At 70.0% G+C, this 17152-nt stretch carries 10 protein-coding genes; all 10 read right to left on the bottom strand.

Features of this window, described 5'->3' with window-relative positions:
• On the bottom strand, window positions 1-1821 hold a 1821-nt coding region (locus tag ACI3KU_RS18575; RefSeq protein WP_404923821.1), incomplete at its 3' end, for a DUF5684 domain-containing protein.
• Window positions 1818-4304: a transglutaminase domain-containing protein gene (locus ACI3KU_RS18570; protein ID WP_404923820.1), complete on the bottom strand. Its 2487-nt coding sequence runs from the start codon at window positions 4302-4304 to the stop codon at window positions 1818-1820. The genes ACI3KU_RS18570 and ACI3KU_RS18575, both read right to left, overlap by 4 nt.
• Window positions 4301-5668 carry a DUF58 domain-containing protein gene (locus ACI3KU_RS18565; protein WP_404923819.1) on the bottom strand — a complete coding sequence of 456 codons (1368 nt, stop codon included), beginning with the start codon at window positions 5666-5668 and terminating at the stop codon, window positions 4301-4303. Before ACI3KU_RS18565 ends, ACI3KU_RS18570 begins: the two co-directional genes overlap by 4 nt.
• Window positions 5665-6630 (bottom strand): AAA family ATPase, encoded by a 966-nt coding sequence (locus tag ACI3KU_RS18560; protein WP_404923818.1) that lies wholly within the window; start codon window positions 6628-6630, stop codon window positions 5665-5667. Before ACI3KU_RS18560 ends, ACI3KU_RS18565 begins: the two co-directional genes overlap by 4 nt.
• Window positions 6631-6666: 36 nt before the next feature.
• Complete coding sequence (locus ACI3KU_RS18555; RefSeq protein ID WP_404923817.1) at window positions 6667-12717, bottom strand: Ig-like domain-containing protein; 6051 nt, start codon at window positions 12715-12717, stop codon at window positions 6667-6669.
• Window positions 12717-13838 (bottom strand): serine/threonine-protein kinase, encoded by a 1122-nt coding sequence (locus ACI3KU_RS18550; protein WP_404923816.1) that lies wholly within the window; start codon window positions 13836-13838, stop codon window positions 12717-12719. Before ACI3KU_RS18550 ends, ACI3KU_RS18555 begins: the two co-directional genes overlap by 1 nt.
• Window positions 13839-14053: 215 nt before the next feature.
• On the bottom strand, window positions 14054-14716 hold the full coding sequence (locus tag ACI3KU_RS18545) for a spermidine/putrescine ABC transporter substrate-binding protein (protein ID WP_404923815.1): 663 nt from the start codon (window positions 14714-14716) through the stop codon (window positions 14054-14056).
• A 241-nt stretch (window positions 14717-14957) separates the two neighbouring features.
• The gene (locus ACI3KU_RS18540; protein WP_404923814.1) at window positions 14958-15422 is read right to left on the bottom strand and encodes a hypothetical protein; all 465 of its coding nucleotides are present in this window, start codon (window positions 15420-15422) and stop codon (window positions 14958-14960) included.
• A complete protein-coding gene (locus ACI3KU_RS18535; RefSeq protein ID WP_404923813.1) occupies window positions 15422-16831 on the bottom strand; it encodes a hypothetical protein in 1410 nt (469 codons plus the stop codon). The genes ACI3KU_RS18540 and ACI3KU_RS18535 overlap by 1 nt, the downstream gene beginning before the upstream one ends.
• Window positions 16832-16966: 135 nt before the next feature.
• On the bottom strand, window positions 16967-17137 hold the full coding sequence (locus tag ACI3KU_RS18530; protein WP_404923812.1) for a hypothetical protein: 171 nt from the start codon (window positions 17135-17137) through the stop codon (window positions 16967-16969).
• Window positions 17138-17152: the final 15 nt, after the last annotated feature.

The following is a 17152-nucleotide window of genomic DNA, read 5'->3' as shown; positions in this document are numbered from 1 at the left end:
GGCTTCAGCTGGTGGGGCCGCTTGTGCTGGTGCGACCGCGTCCGCTGGTGAGACCGCGTCCGCTGGTGAGACCGTCGGCGTTGACGGGACGGGCAGCGAGAACGGCGAGACGGCTGGATCCGCGTCCGCGTTCGGGCTCACGTTGACAGGAGTCACGGCGTCGGCCGCTCCGGGCGGAGCCCACGGGGCTGCGGCGGGCAGCGGGGCAACGACCGGCGGCTCTGCGGCGGGCGACGCGGCTTCCCACGGCGCCGGCGGTTGTGGCTGCTCCTGTCCGCCGTGAGAGAAGGGCTCGGCCGGTGGGGTACCCCACGGCTCGCTGGCGGAGACCTCGCTGCCGTAAGGCGTCGAGCCAGGCTCCGACGCCGGATCGCTGGACGCCGACGACGCCGCCGACACCGACACCGACGACGACTCCGACTCCGACTCTGACTCCGGGGTGTCGTACGCGGGACGGTCCGACTCCGACTCCGACTCCGACTCCGACTCCGGGGTGTCGTACGCGGGACGGACCGAGTGCGACTCCGAGGTGCCGTACGCGGGAGGAACCGAAGCCGGGACACCGGGTACAGGCTCTGGTGCGCCGGATACCGAACCTCGGGCATCGAGCGCCGACTCCCCGGCCGAAGGCGCCGGCGTCGAGAACTCGGGCGCCGACGACGCGTTGCCGAACGCCGCGTTGCCGAACGCCGCGGCGATCGAGGGCGTGGCGGGAGGTTCGGCACCAGGCGCAGGCACGCCCGGCACGGCGACCGGGGCGGAAGGCTCAGGACCGACGGGCGGGAGTCCCGGCGTGACGGGGACCAACGCCGGCGCGGCAGATTCGAACACCGGAGCGGAAGTGATCGGCGCGGAAGACTCGAACACCGGAGCGGCCGACACCGGCGTCGCAGACACCGGCGCAGCAGACTCAGGCGCGGGCGCATCAGACCAAGACGGCGACACTGCGGCATCCGAAGCGTCGCGATACTCGAAGAACGTCGGGGCGAGTGATGGCGCCGACGACGACGTGCCGTACGGGTCTGCGGCCGGCGCCGCCGGCTCGGGAACGTACGGCGCCTCAGTAAGCGACGCCGGGACCTGAGATGCCGCCTCGGGGGCAGAACCGGAGGAACCGGGGGCGTCAGCGGACGAGGCGAACAGGTTGCGCCAGTCAGCTGTCTGCTCGGTCTCGATCGGATCCGGCAGGCTCACGCTCAGCGGTGGCGCGGGCGGGTACGACGGTGCCGCCGCAGAAGGCGACGCAGCGACAGGTGCCGACAGTCCGGGCGCCGCAGTCGGCGCCCACGAGGCCGCGGGGAGATCCGCTCGGACAGTATCCGACACCGACTCGCCGAGCTGCGGAGCGAGGGGCGTCACGATCTCGGTCGCGTCCGATACGCCGTTCCACTGCGTGTGCTGCGGGTTGGAGAGCCAGTCCAGGTCGGGGCGGGGAGAGGCGACCCCCGTCGCAGCCGGCTGCCGCTCGGGCTGCGGGCCATCCCAGTGAGCATTCCCCCACCCGAGCACGGTGAGATACGCCGGCGGGCAGACGGCCGCCAACACGCCCCACGCCGGCGACAGACCGAAACGCGGGCTCAGCTGAATGCCGACCACCAGGAAGACGATCGGGATGAACGGCGGAACCAGGCACAGCAGGGCCAGCCACGGTGCGATGCCGGCGAGCGAGCACAGCACCCACACGTTGTACACGGGAACCCAGGCGGGCCAGGTCTCCACCCCCGCCTTGCGGAAGACGGCGACGGCCGCGAGCGACATCCACAGGTACAGCGGGATCGCCAGGATGAGGCTCGCGGTCAGCGCGATGATGTCTGCACTCATGACATTCCAGCGCCGCGCGGGCGGCGCTTTCTCCTCTCCGAAGCTCGCGCCGCGCCCGATGCATCGGTGCGGACGGCGCGTGCGGACGTCTGCCGCAACAGTGACTTCAACGATACGGCGGCGCGCAGCCGGCGCCACCACCCGACGGAAGATCGAAGTTCTCGCCGTTCATCAGCCACGATCTGCCAGAACTGCTCCGACTCCTGCACGGAGAGCTGTTCGTCGGAGAATACGGCACGATCGGCGAGCGTCGCGAGCTCCCCCGCCTGCGGGGTCGCGTAGAGCGCGGCCACCTCGTGGCGGGTGCGAGCGGCCGGCACGGGACGACCGGTGTCCACCGCGGTGTCCACGTACTCCTCCCAGCCACCGGCGACAGCACTCGCGGGCTCCGCCAGGCGACGACCGCGGCGGCGAACCGCCTTCGCGATCACCACGATCAGGAACGGCGACAGCACGGCGATCACCGCCAGCAGGCTGATCGCCACCGTCCGCACAAGGGTCCAGTCGACCGTCTCCGGCGCGGGCGGCGGTGTCGGGTCCTCCGCGCTCACGGCCTCCTGGTTCTGCGGATCCGGCGGCGACACCTCGTCCGCGTTACGCGGACGCACGTCCGTCATCACCTCGGGGTCGCGCTCTCGACGATTCTGCGTCTCCACGGATGCCGTGTGCTGTGGGCTGGTGTCCACACTCACCCACGTTCCGGGTGCTGCCGCCACCTCGATCCAGGCGGCCAGGTCACCCGCCCGGCAGGCACCATCCTGGCAGGAGGGCAGCGTGGGGTCGTCCGTCCGGAAGCCGACGACCACGCGTGCGGGGAATCCGAGCTGCTCGGCGATGAGCGCACCGGCCACCGCGAACTGCTCGTCATCGCCCACGGCAGCCACCAGCGATGCACCCGGCGCCTCCAACGCGGCTTGCGCGGCGCGCTCGTTCAGCTGAGCGAACAGTTTGTCGATGCGCGCCAGCGAGTGTCCGGCCGCCGACGGGCGGAATCCGTAGTCGCCGAGTTCGCTCATCCACCCCGGGGTGCTGCCGTCGGCGATGGTCAGGGCATGGCTGAGGTAGCCGCGTTCGCGCAGCGCACCGATCGCCGACAAGAGCCCGGCGCCATCGCGCGAGGGTGCCTGAACGTCGAGCCAACGCTGCATCTCGGCCGGAAGCTGCAGCTGCGGTGCCGCGCCGGGGGCGGGCAGCGTCTGCAGGTCAGGAGAGGTGGGCGTGACAGCGGTGACCGTGTACGAATCACCGGTCGCGACGCCGGCCGCCTCCACGGCGCTGCTCGTGCGCGGGTCGTAGTAGAAGCCGTCGGCGAGCGTCGGAGCGCCGGAACCGCTGAAGGCGATCTGCCGCATCGAGCCGAAAGTGGGCAGCCACACACCGCGCAGAGCCTCCACGGTGAACGTGACGCTGGCGGACTCCCCCGCCGGAGTGTCCAGCACCGACGGAACGCGCTGGAACGAGCCCTCGGCCCCGTCGCCCAGCTGATAGGTCTGACCGTCGTACGCGCTCAGGGTGGCGAGGCGAATGCGCTCCGGCAGCGCGTCGTCACTGGTCAGGCGAAACAGCACCTGCGGGAAGCGATCGTCGGCGAAGGAGGACCGGTAGGTGATCAGCGGACTGATCGCGTCCTCACCGGTGAGATCCGGCCCGATGGAGGTGCGCAGCACCTCGCGCACGCGACTTTCTCCGACCGGACCGGTGGCGGCCACGCCCGCTGCGAGAGCGACCATGACCATCGCGCCGGCGAGCGCCGTCCGCGAGAGGCTGCCGCGCGAGCCGCGTCGGACACCGTGGACGCCCGTGGCGCGCTCGGCGCGACGAATCGCCTCGCGTCGATCGTCTCGTCCTCGCCACGAGAGCCACAGCACGCTCACCAGCAGCGAGGCCGCCCCCACCGCCGTCTCGACGGGTGCCGGAAGCGAGAAGGCGCCGAGCTGAAGCGGTGCCGACGTGCTGGTACGGCCGAACAGGAGCCCGAAGACGGGCATGAGGGCCGCGACCGGAACCGCGAACCCGGAGCGCGCGGCGGGCAGCCAGCTGAGGCGCAGGGCCGTGGTGACGCTCACGAGGAAGACGATGATCGCCGGAACGAGCAGGTTGCGATACGAGCCCACCGGAAGCGGCGTGGTGATGAGGTCCTTCCACGCCGTCACAGGCGCGAGCAAGACGTCAACGACACCGTCGGGCCAGATGCGCCCGGTCGCCCAGCGCTCCGGGACGCCCAACGCGATCCCCAGGATGAGCCAGGCCGCCACCAGGAGCAGGGCAACGAGCCAGGCCGGAAGGCGCCGCCACACCCAGAGCACGGCGATCGCCGCACCGGTCAGGATCGCCGCTCCTGCGGTCCAGAGCAGGGACGGTGAAGAGTAGATCGGCCACGCCGCCACGATGCCGAGTGCGGCCAGCACGCCGACGAATACGCTGCCGGCGATGACGGTTCGCGAGGTGGCACGGCGTCCCTTCGAGCTCAGCGCGTCACTCATCGCACCGCTCCTCGTCCGAGCAGGGCGCCGAGATCCTCGAGCACGCCGATCGTCATCACGTAGAGGTCCCCGATCGGCCGCACACGAGGATGTGCCGTCTCGTTGCAGACCACGGCGACCACGGTGGTCTCGGTTCCATAGGCGAGCGCTGCTCGTCGCACGCGCTCCAGCGGGAGGCGCGATCCGCACACCAGGAAGACGATGGACAGGCCGGCGCTCTCCTCGGCCTGCAGCGCGCACACCTCTTCGAGCGCCATCGTGTTCTCCAGCGAGTCCACGAGGCAGAACTCATCCAGCAGTCCTCGCGGGCTCACGGCACCGAGCTGACGGAACGCCCGCAGCCGACCCCGCACGACGCGCGGGATCTCGGCGCCGGCGACGATCTCCAGGTCACGTCCTTCGCGCAGCGACTGCACGCCGAGGGAGGCGGCAGCGCTGACGGCGAGCTCGTACTCGTCCTCGTCCAAATAATCCGCGGCAGCCACGCTGAGGGCGATGGCCGTCCGCGCACGACGCGACTCCTCGAACTGGCGCACCATGAGCTGGCCGGTCTTGGCGGTGGACTTCCAGTGGATCTGCCGCTGGGCGTCGCCGGGAGCGTACTCGCGGATCGCGTGGAAGGAGATGTCGGAGTCCACCAGGCGCGACGTCGGGTTGCCCTCCAGGTCGCGGATGATCCCGGCACTCGTGGCCGGCACCGGCACCGTGCGCGGGTGCACGTACAGCTCGTGGACGTCTGCCCACTCGTGTTCGCGATGCAACAGCCGCAGCGGATCGGCACGGACGGTGGTGGCAGGACCCACGCGGATCACACCGCGGCGCGGTGTGGGGATCTCGACGTCTTCGGTGACCTCCGCGTCGGGGCGCAGCAGCGGAACCTCCACCTCGACGATGCCGTCACCGACCGGCAGGTCCAGACGCGACGGCAGCGCTGCGCGCGCGCCGGTGTTGCGCACCGTGACCCCGGTGCTGACGCTGCCGCCAGCGACTACCCGATCGGCTGTCGGGTGCACCCGCACGTCGTAGCGGCGCGCACCGAACAGGAACGGAACCGCGAGCAGCAGCAGCACGATCGAGACGATGCCGGCCACGATCGCCTCTGCCCACCCCAGCAGCCAGCCGAGCGAGAACCCGCCGAGGGCGACGACCACCGCGATCCATCCCGCGGGGGTGACGGTGCGGGACACCTCGTCGCGTACCCGTCGCAGCACCACGCCCACCTGCCGCGCAACCGCCAGCACGGCCAGCGACGCGCGCAGTAAGGCGCTCCGTCGCCCCGCGCGGACGTGGGTCCGCGTGCGGGTGTGGGTGTGCGATCGGGACCGCGACTGGGAGTGCGATCCGCCGGTGAACTCGTCGGTCATGCGGATGCGCGCTGCACGGGCGGCGCCACCTCCAGCATCACCTGACCGATGACGGCCTCCGCCGTCACTCCGTCGAACTCCGCCTCGGGATGCAGGATGAGGCGATGTGCCAGCACAGCGCCGGCCAGCGTCTTCACATCGTCGGGAACTACGTAGGTGCGGCCCTGGCTCGCGGCGCGCGTGCGCACCGCTCGCGTCAACGCCAGCGCGCCACGGATGGAAGCACCGAGGCGCACCTGATCGGCGCCGCGGGTGGCATCCACGACACGGGCGATGTAGTCGAGCACCAGCGCATCGACATAGACCTCCCGCGCAAGATCGGCCATCGAGACCATCGTCTGCGGGGTGACGACGGGGTTGAGTTTCGCGGTCTCCACCGCAGCGCCGTCCAGGATCCGGAGCGTGGCCGCGTGGTCGGGGTAACCCAGGGAGGTCTTCATCAGGAAGCGGTCCAATTGCGCCTCCGGGAGGCGGTAGGTGCCCGCCTGCTCCACGGGGTTCTGCGTCGCCACGACGAGGAACGGCGTGCCCACCGTGCGAGAGACGCCATCGACGGTGACCGAGCCCTCCTCCATCACCTCGAGGAGCGCGGACTGCGTCTTCGGGCTGGCGCGGTTGATCTCATCGGCCAGCACGATGTTGGCGAACACCGGACCGGCGTGGAACTCGAACTCACCGCGCTTCTGGTCGTACACGGTGATGCCGGTGATGTCACCCGGCAGCAGGTCGGGTGTGAACTGGATGCGGGTGTGCGTGCCCTGCACCGACTGCGCCAGCGCACGCGCCAGCGAGGTCTTGCCGGTTCCGGGTACGTCCTCCAGCAGCACGTGTCCGTCGCTGAGCATGGCGGTGAGCACCAGCTCCACCACCGGCCGCTTGCCGAGCACCGCCCGCTCGACGTTGTCGGCCAGCTGGCCGAACGTCTGTGCGAACCAAGTGGCCTGCTCTTGCGAAATGGTCATGTCGTTCCTTGATCGTGCTGTTGTGATGTCGTTCGTTCAGCGGCCGCAGTTGCCCGAGACGTCGGTCTTGTCCACCGGCGCCAGTCCCCAACCCGCGCCATCCCAGTCCACGTGGACGATGATGCCCGTCACCCGTGTCGCCTTGAGTGGGACGGTTCCGGTCTCGGGCTCCGTCGTCGGGGTCGACGTCGGCGATCCGCTCGGGCCGGGTGTCGGCTTCGGCGGCGGGTCGTCCACCGTGACCTCGTTGCCCTTCCTGTCCCAGTACTGGGCCTGTGAACGGTCGAAGGACACCTTCGGCTTCTTGCCGCCGCCCTCCCAGTCGAAGTTCACCGTGGCATCGCCGCCGGCTTTGCACACCACGTCCCACGACGCCCACACCTGGTACGGCGCTGAGCCCTTCGCGGGAGTGACGGGTCCCCACTCCGTCGTGCTATCGGGGAATGCGATACTGCGCCAGCGCACCCGGATGCCGGGATCCGCTCCGAATGTGCCCGAGCCCAGTCCATCGAATTCCTCGGTGTACCCCGGTTCCACGGTTCCGACGGGGCGATCCTCGATGATCCAGTTCGCTCGACCAGCGGCGGAGGTGTCAGGTGCGCCCTTCACCTGGAACGTGTAGCCCTTCGGCGCCTGCGTGCCACCGCGGATGTCCAGCGAAGCTTCCGCCGTGCTGGTGCCGAACACCGTGCCGTCGAGGACGCTGTTGACGCACACCTGGTAGGTGTACTTCTTGTTCGCGGGGACCTTGTCGAACACACGGGTGGGTTCGGTGGCCGTCGCGGTGCAGGGCTCGCCCTTCACGACGATGCCGTAGAGCAACTCGCCGCCCGTGCCGCCCGGGGTGGCGGTCGCGGTCACCGTCACCCGAGCCGTGCGGAAGTCGACCTCCTCCGACACAGCCGTCAGCGACACCGAAGCCGGCTTGCCGATGCCGTTGGTGTTGGTGCTGATCGACTGACCGGTCGTCGCGCCCTCACCCTCGCCCTTCGGAACTGCTGCCTTCGTGATGGGCTCCACCGTGACGAGCGTGAGCGCGTTGGATCCCACCGCGAACTCCGTGGTGATCGTGGTCCGATCCTTCACATCCACGAAGGTCTCCTTCGCGGTCGGCGCGCTGATCCGCAGCTGGTCGGTGCCCTCGGCGTCGATGCCGGTGATCGTGAGCTGCACCTTCTTGCCGTCGTTGACCAGATCGACCACGGGCACGCCCGTCATCGACGCCGGAGCCGCCGGCGGGCGATAGGCCCAGGCAACGGTCGAGGCACCGGCGCGCGAGTTGCCCACGGAGTTGACCGCGACGACATCGTAGGTGAGCTGCGTGTCGTTCGGCGCGGCGAATGCAGGACACACGCCCTCGGCGTTGCAGGTGACCACCGCGGTGCCGCCGGTGGTGACGGCGTAGCCGCTGACCGCGGGGTACGACGATCGAGCGGCACCCGGGTCCACGCGCAGCGTCACGGACGTGTCGCCGAACGCCGACTGCGTGATCGACGCGGGAGCGCGCGGGTAGCCGAGCAGGTCGAGGGTGATGGTGCCCTGTCGGTCTCCGTTGGTCGTGCGCTCCTGCGCGTCGCGCAGCTGGAACACCGCCGTGCACGTGCCTCCCGGGGCGTCCTGACCCCACGATGCGGTGACGCTGTTCTCATCCGCCACCTCGAAGGACACACCGGCGCACGCGCTGGAGGCCGACACCGACACCAGCACGAGCGGCGTGCTCGGCAGCGGGTTCACCTCACCCGCTGCCCCGGTCACCCGGATGGTGCAAGAGGATCCGGCGGCCTGACTGCACTGCTGCTGCACGTTCCCGGCGCGCGGCAGCGTGGATGGCGCCTGCCCGACACGGAGGATCAGTCGCGTGGGCGCGACATCGGGATGGCTCGTCACCGAGACCAGCACGGCGGTCTCCCGCCCCGGCAGCGCCGTGTCGGCTGCACGGAAACTGACCACGCTGCCCTCCTGCGAGACCGTGAAGTCGCCTGCCGGCGCGTCGATGGCGTACCGGATGTTCGCGTTGTCCTCGCGTCCCTCCCACGACGTGATGCTCGCGAGGTCGAACGAGTCGCTCGCTCCCGGGGTCACTGTGACCGACGCAGAACGCAGGATCGGGACCGGAGCGAGAGCCTGCACGTGGATCGGGACCGAGAGGAAAGCCCAGTCCTCCTGGCCGGCGGCACGCACCGGGACGACGCACATGTCGTTCCACGGCGGCCCTTCACCGGCGGTGTAGGTGATGTTGGTGCCGCCCGACGGTGTGCAGGTCGCCTGCGCGCGCACCCCCGTGGCCGCCGTGTTCGGGCTGACTTCGAGTTCGCTGGTGCGGCTCATCACCACGAGGGAGGCCATATCGAAGGTGATGGACTCCTTCTCCCGCACCTCCTGAGCAGCGATGCCGGGACGCAGCGACACGGTGACGTCGTCCGCCGCCGGCACCCGCACGAAGGCATAGGTGGTGATCGGCGTGCCGTCGGCGAGGTCGCCGGTGACCGCGAATGGCACGACGCGCGCCTTGTCGGTGAGCTGGCCTGAGACGGACTGGCCGTTCACCGACACGTCCCCGGCTCCCCGGCCATCCCAGGTCTTGAGGCTGAGCGTGGAGGTGTCGCCGCCGCTCCAGGTGACTTTGCCCGAGAGGACGTCGACACCCGAGGCGAAGCTGTCGCGGTTCTGCACCGTGAGCAGCGTGTCGGCCACGACGGGATAGTCCGGAACCGTCTCCCGCACGACCTTCACCACGATCAGCCCTCGTCCGGTGTTCCCCGAAGATGACGTGACGTCATAGAGGAACGACATGGTGCCGGTCTCGGTGCCCGCCGCGATCGTCACCACCGAGTCATCCATCGTGCGGATGAGCGAGGACCAGCGGTCGTACTCGGGGTTGGGTGCGTCGCCCTGCAGCCGCTCGGACAGGTTCGGGGTGATGTCAATCAGCGCCAGCGTGCCGTTCGTGGGGTCGATGTCGTTGTCGATCGGACGCACGCGGATGATCGACTCGGCACCCTGCTGCACCTGAACGTAGTCGGTGAACGTGATGGGGCTGGGATTGGACTGCTGGTCGAGCACGCCCACGCGGGCGGTTCCGGTGCGCTCCTCCCCAAACGCGTCCACCACCTGGTAGGTGAAGGAGTCCTGACCGCCCGGAGAGCCCGGCGTGGAGACGTAGACGATCGCCGCACCGTCGGAGGAGATCGCCGCCGAGCCGCGCGCGGGTTGAGTGAGGATCCGGTCGAGCCGCACTTCGTCACCGTCCGGATCGACGCCGTAGGGATCGAACTCGATGCGCACCGACTGACCCGACAGCACGCGGCCGGCCAGGAGCTTGGGTGCAGGGGCGTGGTTGGCCTCGTCCCCCAGCACGGTGACGGTGACGGTGGCGGAGTCCTTCAGCGACGGCGCACCGGCCGGGGCGATGGCGTATTCGATGCTGTAGGTGCCGGGGGTTGTGGGCGCGAGGTAGCGCAGCGTGTCGCCGGCGGCGAACGCGAGCACGTTGGGTCCGGACGCCGTCACCGACGACGGGTCCAGGAACAGCGCGGCACCCGAGGGCGCCACGTCGTTGTCCAGCACCGGGATATCGATCTGGGATCCGGTGCGAACGACCACCCGATCATCGACGGCGATGGGTGCCAGATCGAGCGCGGGCGGAAGCAGGTAGACGGTCGCCTGGCCGGCGATCGTCGCGCCGGCATCGGACGAGCCGTCGCTCACGGTGTAGTTCACCACACCGAGGCGACCGGGATCCCCGCTGCGCGTGGAACCGGTGACCCGGATGAAGTTCTGCGCGACGGCGTCCACCTGCAGGCTGGCACCCTCGTCGGGGAGCACGGTGAGTCCGCTCATGAGCAGAACGCGGCGCGTGGGGTTCGAGACGGCGGTCAGCACATCGACCGTCGCATCCTCCTGGGGACGCAGGAACGCCACGACCGGCGCGGTGGCGAGCTGCGGGGCCGCATCAGTTCCAAGCAGAGTGACTCGCACGGTCGCGCTGGCCTCCGAACGACCGTCGCTGACGCTGTACTTCACGCGATAGGTCCCGGGCTGCGAAGCCGAGAAGTCGAACGACGTGCCGGATGCGCCCAGCGAAGCCTGCGCGTCGGCGTCATCGAGCACCTGCACGCTGGTGACCGACAGCTCTCCGGCGGTCCCCAGCACGTGACCCGAGACATCGATCGGCTCGTCCATGCCCAGGCTGTCGACCACGGTGAACGACTGCGCCGACAGCACCGGCGTGGGAGTGACCTTCACCTTGAGCGTGCGCTGCGCGGTGCTGCCGCGGGTGTCTGCGACCGTCACCTCCACGGGCACCACCTGCGTGCTGGAGTCGGAGGGATCGGCGTGCTGGAACACCACCTCACCTCCCGGGGTCACGGCAGCCGTCGCGATGCCCGCGGGAGCCCGCGCCGACAGCAGCACCAGCGGGTCGCCCTCGCCGTCCACCCAGGCGTTGAGCACCGGCACGCTGACCGTCCCGCCGGGACTGACCTCCGGTTCGGGCCAGGTCGCGAGACACCCCTCGACGCCGCACCATTCGGGTGCAGTGTTCTCGTCCCCGGTCACGGCCGTGAGGGTGACGGTGGTGGATTCGGAGAAGAGTCCGTCCGCCGACGTGCCGTCCGTCACGCGATAGCTGAATGTGGCCGATCCCTGCGCGTCCGCGGTGAGCGTCACCGCCAGGCGTCCGCCGTCGTCGGTCACGGTGACGGTGCCGAAAGCGGGATCGAGGCCGGTGACCGACCCCGGATCCACGCTGAGCACGTCCTGGTTGGGATCGTGATCGTTCAACAGCACCGGCAGGGAGGAGATGGCTCCGGGGCGCGCACCGAATGCATCCGGCTCCGCGACGGGCGGCTTCGGATCCAGCACCACCTCGGACTGGATCTCGCTCTCCTCCGCGTTCTGATCGTCAGCGTCCTCGACCACCCAGTTCTGGCTGGAGGGCAGCAGCTTCGCGTCGGGCACGGTCCATACCCAGCCGGAGCGGGTCTCGTTCAGGATGAGGGCGTCCGCGGTTCCCGCGAACACCGGTCGGCGCGTGTCTTCCAGCACCTGACCGCCGAAGTCGAGCGGCTGCTGTCCCGTGCCGTCGCGCCACAACACGCCGGAATCGCTCGCCAGCCACGCCGCGACCATGGTGTCGCCGAGGGTCGTGGGTCGCGCCGGGGTGCCGATCTCCTCGTCAGGCGAACCGACGACGCGCTCCACGGCGGTGCCGTCCAGCGGCACGCGATACAGGCCCGACGAATCGGCGATGTAGGTGTCGCTTCCCGTCTCCTGTGCCCGAGCGAGCACGGCGGATCCCACGGGCTCGATGCTGCGCTCGCCATCGACGCCGCGTTCGATGATGGTGCCGCTCGCGTCCAGCACGATCCAGTCATCGCCGACGCCCGTGATCGAGGGTTCGTCGCCGATGCCGGTGGCCGCATCCGTCCCCAGCACGCGCCCGTCGCGCACGCTGTAGCGCAGCACGGACTCGGTGGCTGCCGTATACGCGTAGACCACGCCATCCGGGCTCAGCGCCACGGCATCGGCCGTGTACTCGGGGGCTTCCGGCGCGGCTTCCGTAGGAGAGGCGCTGGGCTCGCCCGGCTCGGCGGTGGGCTCCGGGTTCGGGTTGATTCGCGACGGCTGCGCGTCGGTGAGCAGACCGGCGTACACGCCGCCGGTCTCGGTGCGATACACCACGTACTCGCCGGCCACCGTGGCCTCGGTGGTGCCGGATGGCGTCGCCGAGGACGCCGCCAACGTCTCATCGTCAAGGTCAGTGGGCATCGCGGCGTCGATCGGGGTGAGCTTGCCGTAGCTTCCGGAGTAAAGGTAGGCGCGCTCGTCCGTCTGCGCGATCGCGGACGGGTTGGCAACCTCTCGCACGGTGTCCAGCTCGCCGATCGCCGTGTTGACGCGCGCGTACCGATGCCCGTCGGCGGTCTGCAGCGCCCAGATCGCGGCGTTGACCGGCGGAGCCTCATGGGCGTCCAACCCGGGCCACACGATCGTGGCACCCACCACGGCTGCGACGGCGAGCACGCCGCTCCCGACCGCGAGGATCGGGCCGCGACGCGAAGGATTGATTGGGGCGTTGGAGGACATCAGAGCATTCCCGCCAGGAAGATGCCACCACCGATACCGGCGGCGAGGAGAACGACCGCGCCCGCGATGATCCAGCCCCAGCGCACCCCGCCACGGCGCGAGGCACCGATGCCCTCATCGTCCGAACGTGCATAGCCGGACAGCTCCGCGTTGGGCCGAGCCTTGCGGCTGGACGGGGTGGGGACGTGAGCGCGGATGTGACCGCGGGCGGAGGAGTCTTCGAAGTCGACGCCGGGTGCAGCCCAGACGTCCTCGGCCACCTCCAGCGGGGTCATCGGAAGGCCGAGCTCCACTTCCACGGCGCGGAGGGCCTCGGCGAAAGCCAGTGCGCTGGGGTAGCGCTCCCGTGGCGCACGTGCCATCGCGGTCGCGAGCACCCCCTGGATCGAATCCGGAACGTCGGAGCGGGTGATCGGGCTGTACGACGCGCGCAGGATGCGCCGACGCAGCTGGTCACGCGAGTTCTGGCCCTGCTCGGCGCGCTCGAAGGGAGAGTGACCGGCCAGCAGCGAGTAGACGGTGGCGCCGAGACCCCAGACCTCGCTGGCGACATCGCCGGACGTGTGCTCGGCGATCACCTCGGGCGCTGTCCACGGCACGGACATCGCCATCATCCCGTCCGGGGTGGCCCGGGCGAGCGACGACGAGATGCCGAAGTCGGCGAGCACGGGGGCGCCGAAGGCGGTGTTGAGAATGTTGCCGGGCTTGATGTCGCGGTGGACGAGCCCGGCCCGGTGCGCGGTCTCCAGCGCTCCGGCCATCTTCACCCCGACCGACAGCGCCTCGGCCACCGGAATCCGCTCGCTGCGGTAACGGGGCGACATGGACCCGGGACAGTACTCCATCACGATGTACGCGCGTCCGTCCGCGGAGATCCCGGCCTGATACACGGTCACGATCGACGGATGGGCAGAGAGCCGAGCCAGCACGTCCGCCTCGGCGTTGAACATGCGCAGCAGTTCCGCATCGGCGACGTCGCTCGGGAGCACCTTGACCGCCACCGAACGGCGCGGCATGGCCTGTTCGTAGAGGAACACATCGGCGAATCCGCCCGACCCCAGCGGGCGGACGAACGTCAGCCCCGCCAGCACCGGGGGCGCAGAAAGCACGCGCTTGGCCACCGCCACCCCCTTTTACCTCGTGCCGGCCACGCGTGATCGTCGTATGCACCTCCGCGTGTCGGCCGCGGCGGCACACCTCGACGGGCGTGAAATCCGGATGCCGTCATGGTAACAGGGACATCCCCCATCGTCCCCCGCTGCGTCTCGCGCAGACACCACTCGCGGTTGCTGAACGATCCTCCACGCGTCGGTTGCCTGGCAAGCCGGTGTGCGGATCAGGCGTCGGGGAGCGTGCCGTCGCGAGGGTCGAAGGGGGCGTCGAGTGACTTCGCGAGTTCCGCGATGATGTCGGCGATCTGGGGTTCGACGTACTCCTGGACCGCCTGGGAGATCCGCAGCCGGTGCCCCATGAGAATCCGGCAGACCTCGCGGCCCACCATCGTGGCGTACTCGTCGGCGAGGGCGACCTCCTGTCGGAGGGCGACCTTCTCCTCGTCGGTCAGCGGAGGAAGCGCGGGAACATCGGCGTCCACCTCCGCCGCGAGCCCCGCCACGGTGAAGAGGAACGGTGCGCCGGGCTCCGGATCGGGATCCAGGGGCATGCCCTCGAACTCCGGTTCGAGGTCATCGCCGGGCCGGTAGCGTCGGGCGCGGTTTCGTGCGGCCTGCTGGTCAAGCTCTGCCTGGAGCATCGGCAGGTTCCGTGCGGTGTACTCGCCCACGGCAGCATCGATCACGGTCTTCATGCGCGTCGAGATGCCGTGCTGCACTCCGTGCGGCACGTCGGTCCCCAGGCCAGCGGCGAGCAGGATCGGTGAGCCGAAGCAGCGCTTGCACACCGCGGTGCGTCCACGATGACTCTGCGGGTGCCAGCGGGGCACCCAGCGGAGCCACGCGTCCACCGCATGGCTCACCTGCGCCTCGAGCTCCCGCTCCACGATCCCACCGTAGGGCAGGAACGGCCGATCCGGACGGATTCACGCCCGTGACGTGCGCGGGTTCGCGGGTGCTGCCAGAGCATGATCATGCGGCGAATCCATGACCTATACCTCGGATCGCTCCTGGGTTGACCGCATGTTCCTGCGTTCGCGGCACACTGTGGCCACCTGCTGGCCCGCCGCAGCACGGCGGCTCCGCCGCTTCTGTGCCTCCCGCCACCCGAAGCCGGGGCACGCACCGTTACTCGTCGTCGTCGTGCTTCTCCCAGGGCCACTGCGGGGTTCCACTGCCCGACCGGAAGCCGACCACGGTGAGAGCTCCGGCGACGATCCCGGCGAGAAACACGAGCACGCTGTATCCGCCGAGCACCACGTGGGAGGCGACGGCGGCAGCAGCGCCGGGCAGAGTGAACAGCGCCGCCACGGTCACCGCGAGGAGATGCACGGCGGCGGCAAGCAGCGCGGCGAGGGCGGCCGCGCCCAGACCCGGCCGACTCAGAGAGCGGGAGAGCAGGGTGGCGGCGAAGGCGATCGTCGCAGCCGTGATTCCGATCACGGCGGGCAGCGGGCCGAGGCCGCCTGCGGCGATCACCTCGGTGTTGGTGGCGAAGCTGAGCGCCCCGAAGCCCGCGATCACGAGCGCCACGAAAACGACCGCGCCCAGCCCCGTGTAGATCAGGGGCCGGGCGCGGTTCGTGTCAGTCATCAGTTCGCGAGCTGCGGGCCCGCGTCGAGGATGCGCTGAAACTCCTCCTGCGCCTCCGCGTTCGCGGCGATCACCTTGCGTCCGCGGCGCGCGATCCAGCCGCCGAACCAGACCGGCAGCTCACGACCGATGGCGAGGGCAACCAGGCCAGGAATCGAGAACACCGAGGTGCGTGCCAATTCGAGAGCCTGCGTGGGCGTGATCGTCCAGGGATTGGCCGCGATGATCTGGCCCAGGATGTGCCCAGCGAGGGACAGCAGCCCGACGAGGAACCCGAAGACCACCCAGTACCCCCACTTAGCGGTGTTGAGGATGGCGCCGAGCAGCCAGAAGGCAAGGAAGAAGGTGGCGACGGGGATCCAGAAACCGGGCGACGCGACCTCGGTCAGAGCGGCCTTCCCCAGCGCTTCGAAGCTGGTGAGCACGTCCCCGCCGCGTGGAAGGAGGGTGGCTGCCATGTAGATGACGGCGAAGATGATCGTGGCGAGGAGTCCGACCACGCCGGAGAATCCGCGGTTTCCGCGCTTGGCGGGCTCTTCCGGCGCCTGCACGAAGATCTGCGCGGGTCCGGCGGTGACTCCCGTTGCGGCGGGTTCCGCTACCGGGGTCGTGGCAGCGGCGGCCGCGGCGGGCGGGGTCAGCGCCGTGGTCGGTGCGTCAACCACCGTGGTGGGCGCATCCGTGACGGCGGTGGGCAGTGACGCGGCGGCCTCGACGATCTCCGGGCGGTCGTACCAGGGGGTGTCATCATCGTCATTCATCGCGGCCGCGACGGCTCGTGCGCGATCGACGTCGGATGCGTCCGACGGCGCGGGGGTCGCTGCGTCAGCGCTGGTTTCGGCAACGGCAGCGCTGGTGCCGGCTACGGCTGCGTCGGCGGCTTCCTCGGCCGCGCGTGCGCTCTCCGTGGCCGCGGCTGCTGCCGCAGCGGCGTTCCACGCGGTGCCGTCGGTCGGAGTGTCCGGGTCGGCGACGGTGTCCGGCGCATCCTCGTTCGCGAACGACGCGGGGGTCACGGCCGGTGTGACGTCGGCCTCGGGCGAGACTCCGCTGTCAGACGACTCCGACGAAGGAGTGTCCCCGGCGTCAGAAGAGGTGGCGGCAGAAGAGGTGGCGGCAGAAGAGGTGGCCTCCGACGTGGCGGCGGCGCGCGCGGCGTCGACGTTCTCGGCTGCGACAACGGATGAGGGTGCCGCCGGCGGCATGGGCGCTGCAGCGGGCACGACGCCGGCGTTGGCTGCGGCCAGCTCATCGGCGACGCTGGCGGCGAACGCGGCGTCGTCGTCGGTCGCGGACGACGCGTCCTGCTCCGCCGCCCCGGCGTCGGTGTTCAGCTCAGCACCGGTGTTGGTGTCCTCCACGGGCTCGCCCGCGGCGTCCCCGGAGGGCGAGTTCGGCGTTTCGCTCATCAGACTTCTCCTCGACGTGCTGGACGGTGCACTCCTGCAGCGCATCCGTGCCTGCTGTGCATTTCAGGGTAGTGGGGGCCTCGGTCATTGGCTCTGAGGCTTGCCGTAAGCGCGCCGCGGGCGTATGCGGATCGTTCAGCCCTGTCCGCGCATGAAATCGCCGATGGCCTGGAACATCGAGCCGATCCAGAGCCCGGCGGCGGGCCACATCGGCAGCGCGATGACGAACAGCACGATCACCACAGCAACGCTCAGCACGATGCCGATGATCATCATCGGCACATTCCGGCCCCCGACTCGCCCCATACCCCCACGCTACGC

The sequence above is a fragment of the Microbacterium sp. ZW T5_56 genome (assembly GCF_044987425.1).
Lineage (GTDB): Bacteria > Actinomycetota > Actinomycetes > Actinomycetales > Microbacteriaceae > Microbacterium.
This window is presented reverse-complemented; position numbering and strand designations above follow the sequence as displayed.

Coding starts and splice junctions, on each gene's coding strand:
- ACI3KU_RS18530 (WP_404923812.1), bottom strand. CDS start 17,137: ATGGGGCGAGTCGGGGGCCGGAATGTGCCGATGATGATCATCGGCATC.
- ACI3KU_RS18535 (WP_404923813.1), bottom strand. CDS start 16,831: ATGAGCGAAACGCCGAACTCGCCCTCCGGGGACGCCGCGGGCGAGCCC.
- ACI3KU_RS18570 (WP_404923820.1), bottom strand. CDS start 4,304: ATGAGTGACGCGCTGAGCTCGAAGGGACGCCGTGCCACCTCGCGAACC.
- ACI3KU_RS18560 (WP_404923818.1), bottom strand. CDS start 6,630: ATGACCATTTCGCAAGAGCAGGCCACTTGGTTCGCACAGACGTTCGGC.
- ACI3KU_RS18540 (WP_404923814.1), bottom strand. CDS start 15,422: ATGACTGACACGAACCGCGCCCGGCCCCTGATCTACACGGGGCTGGGC.
- ACI3KU_RS18565 (WP_404923819.1), bottom strand. CDS start 5,668: ATGACCGACGAGTTCACCGGCGGATCGCACTCCCAGTCGCGGTCCCGA.
- ACI3KU_RS18555 (WP_404923817.1), bottom strand. CDS start 12,717: ATGTCCTCCAACGCCCCAATCAATCCTTCGCGTCGCGGCCCGATCCTC.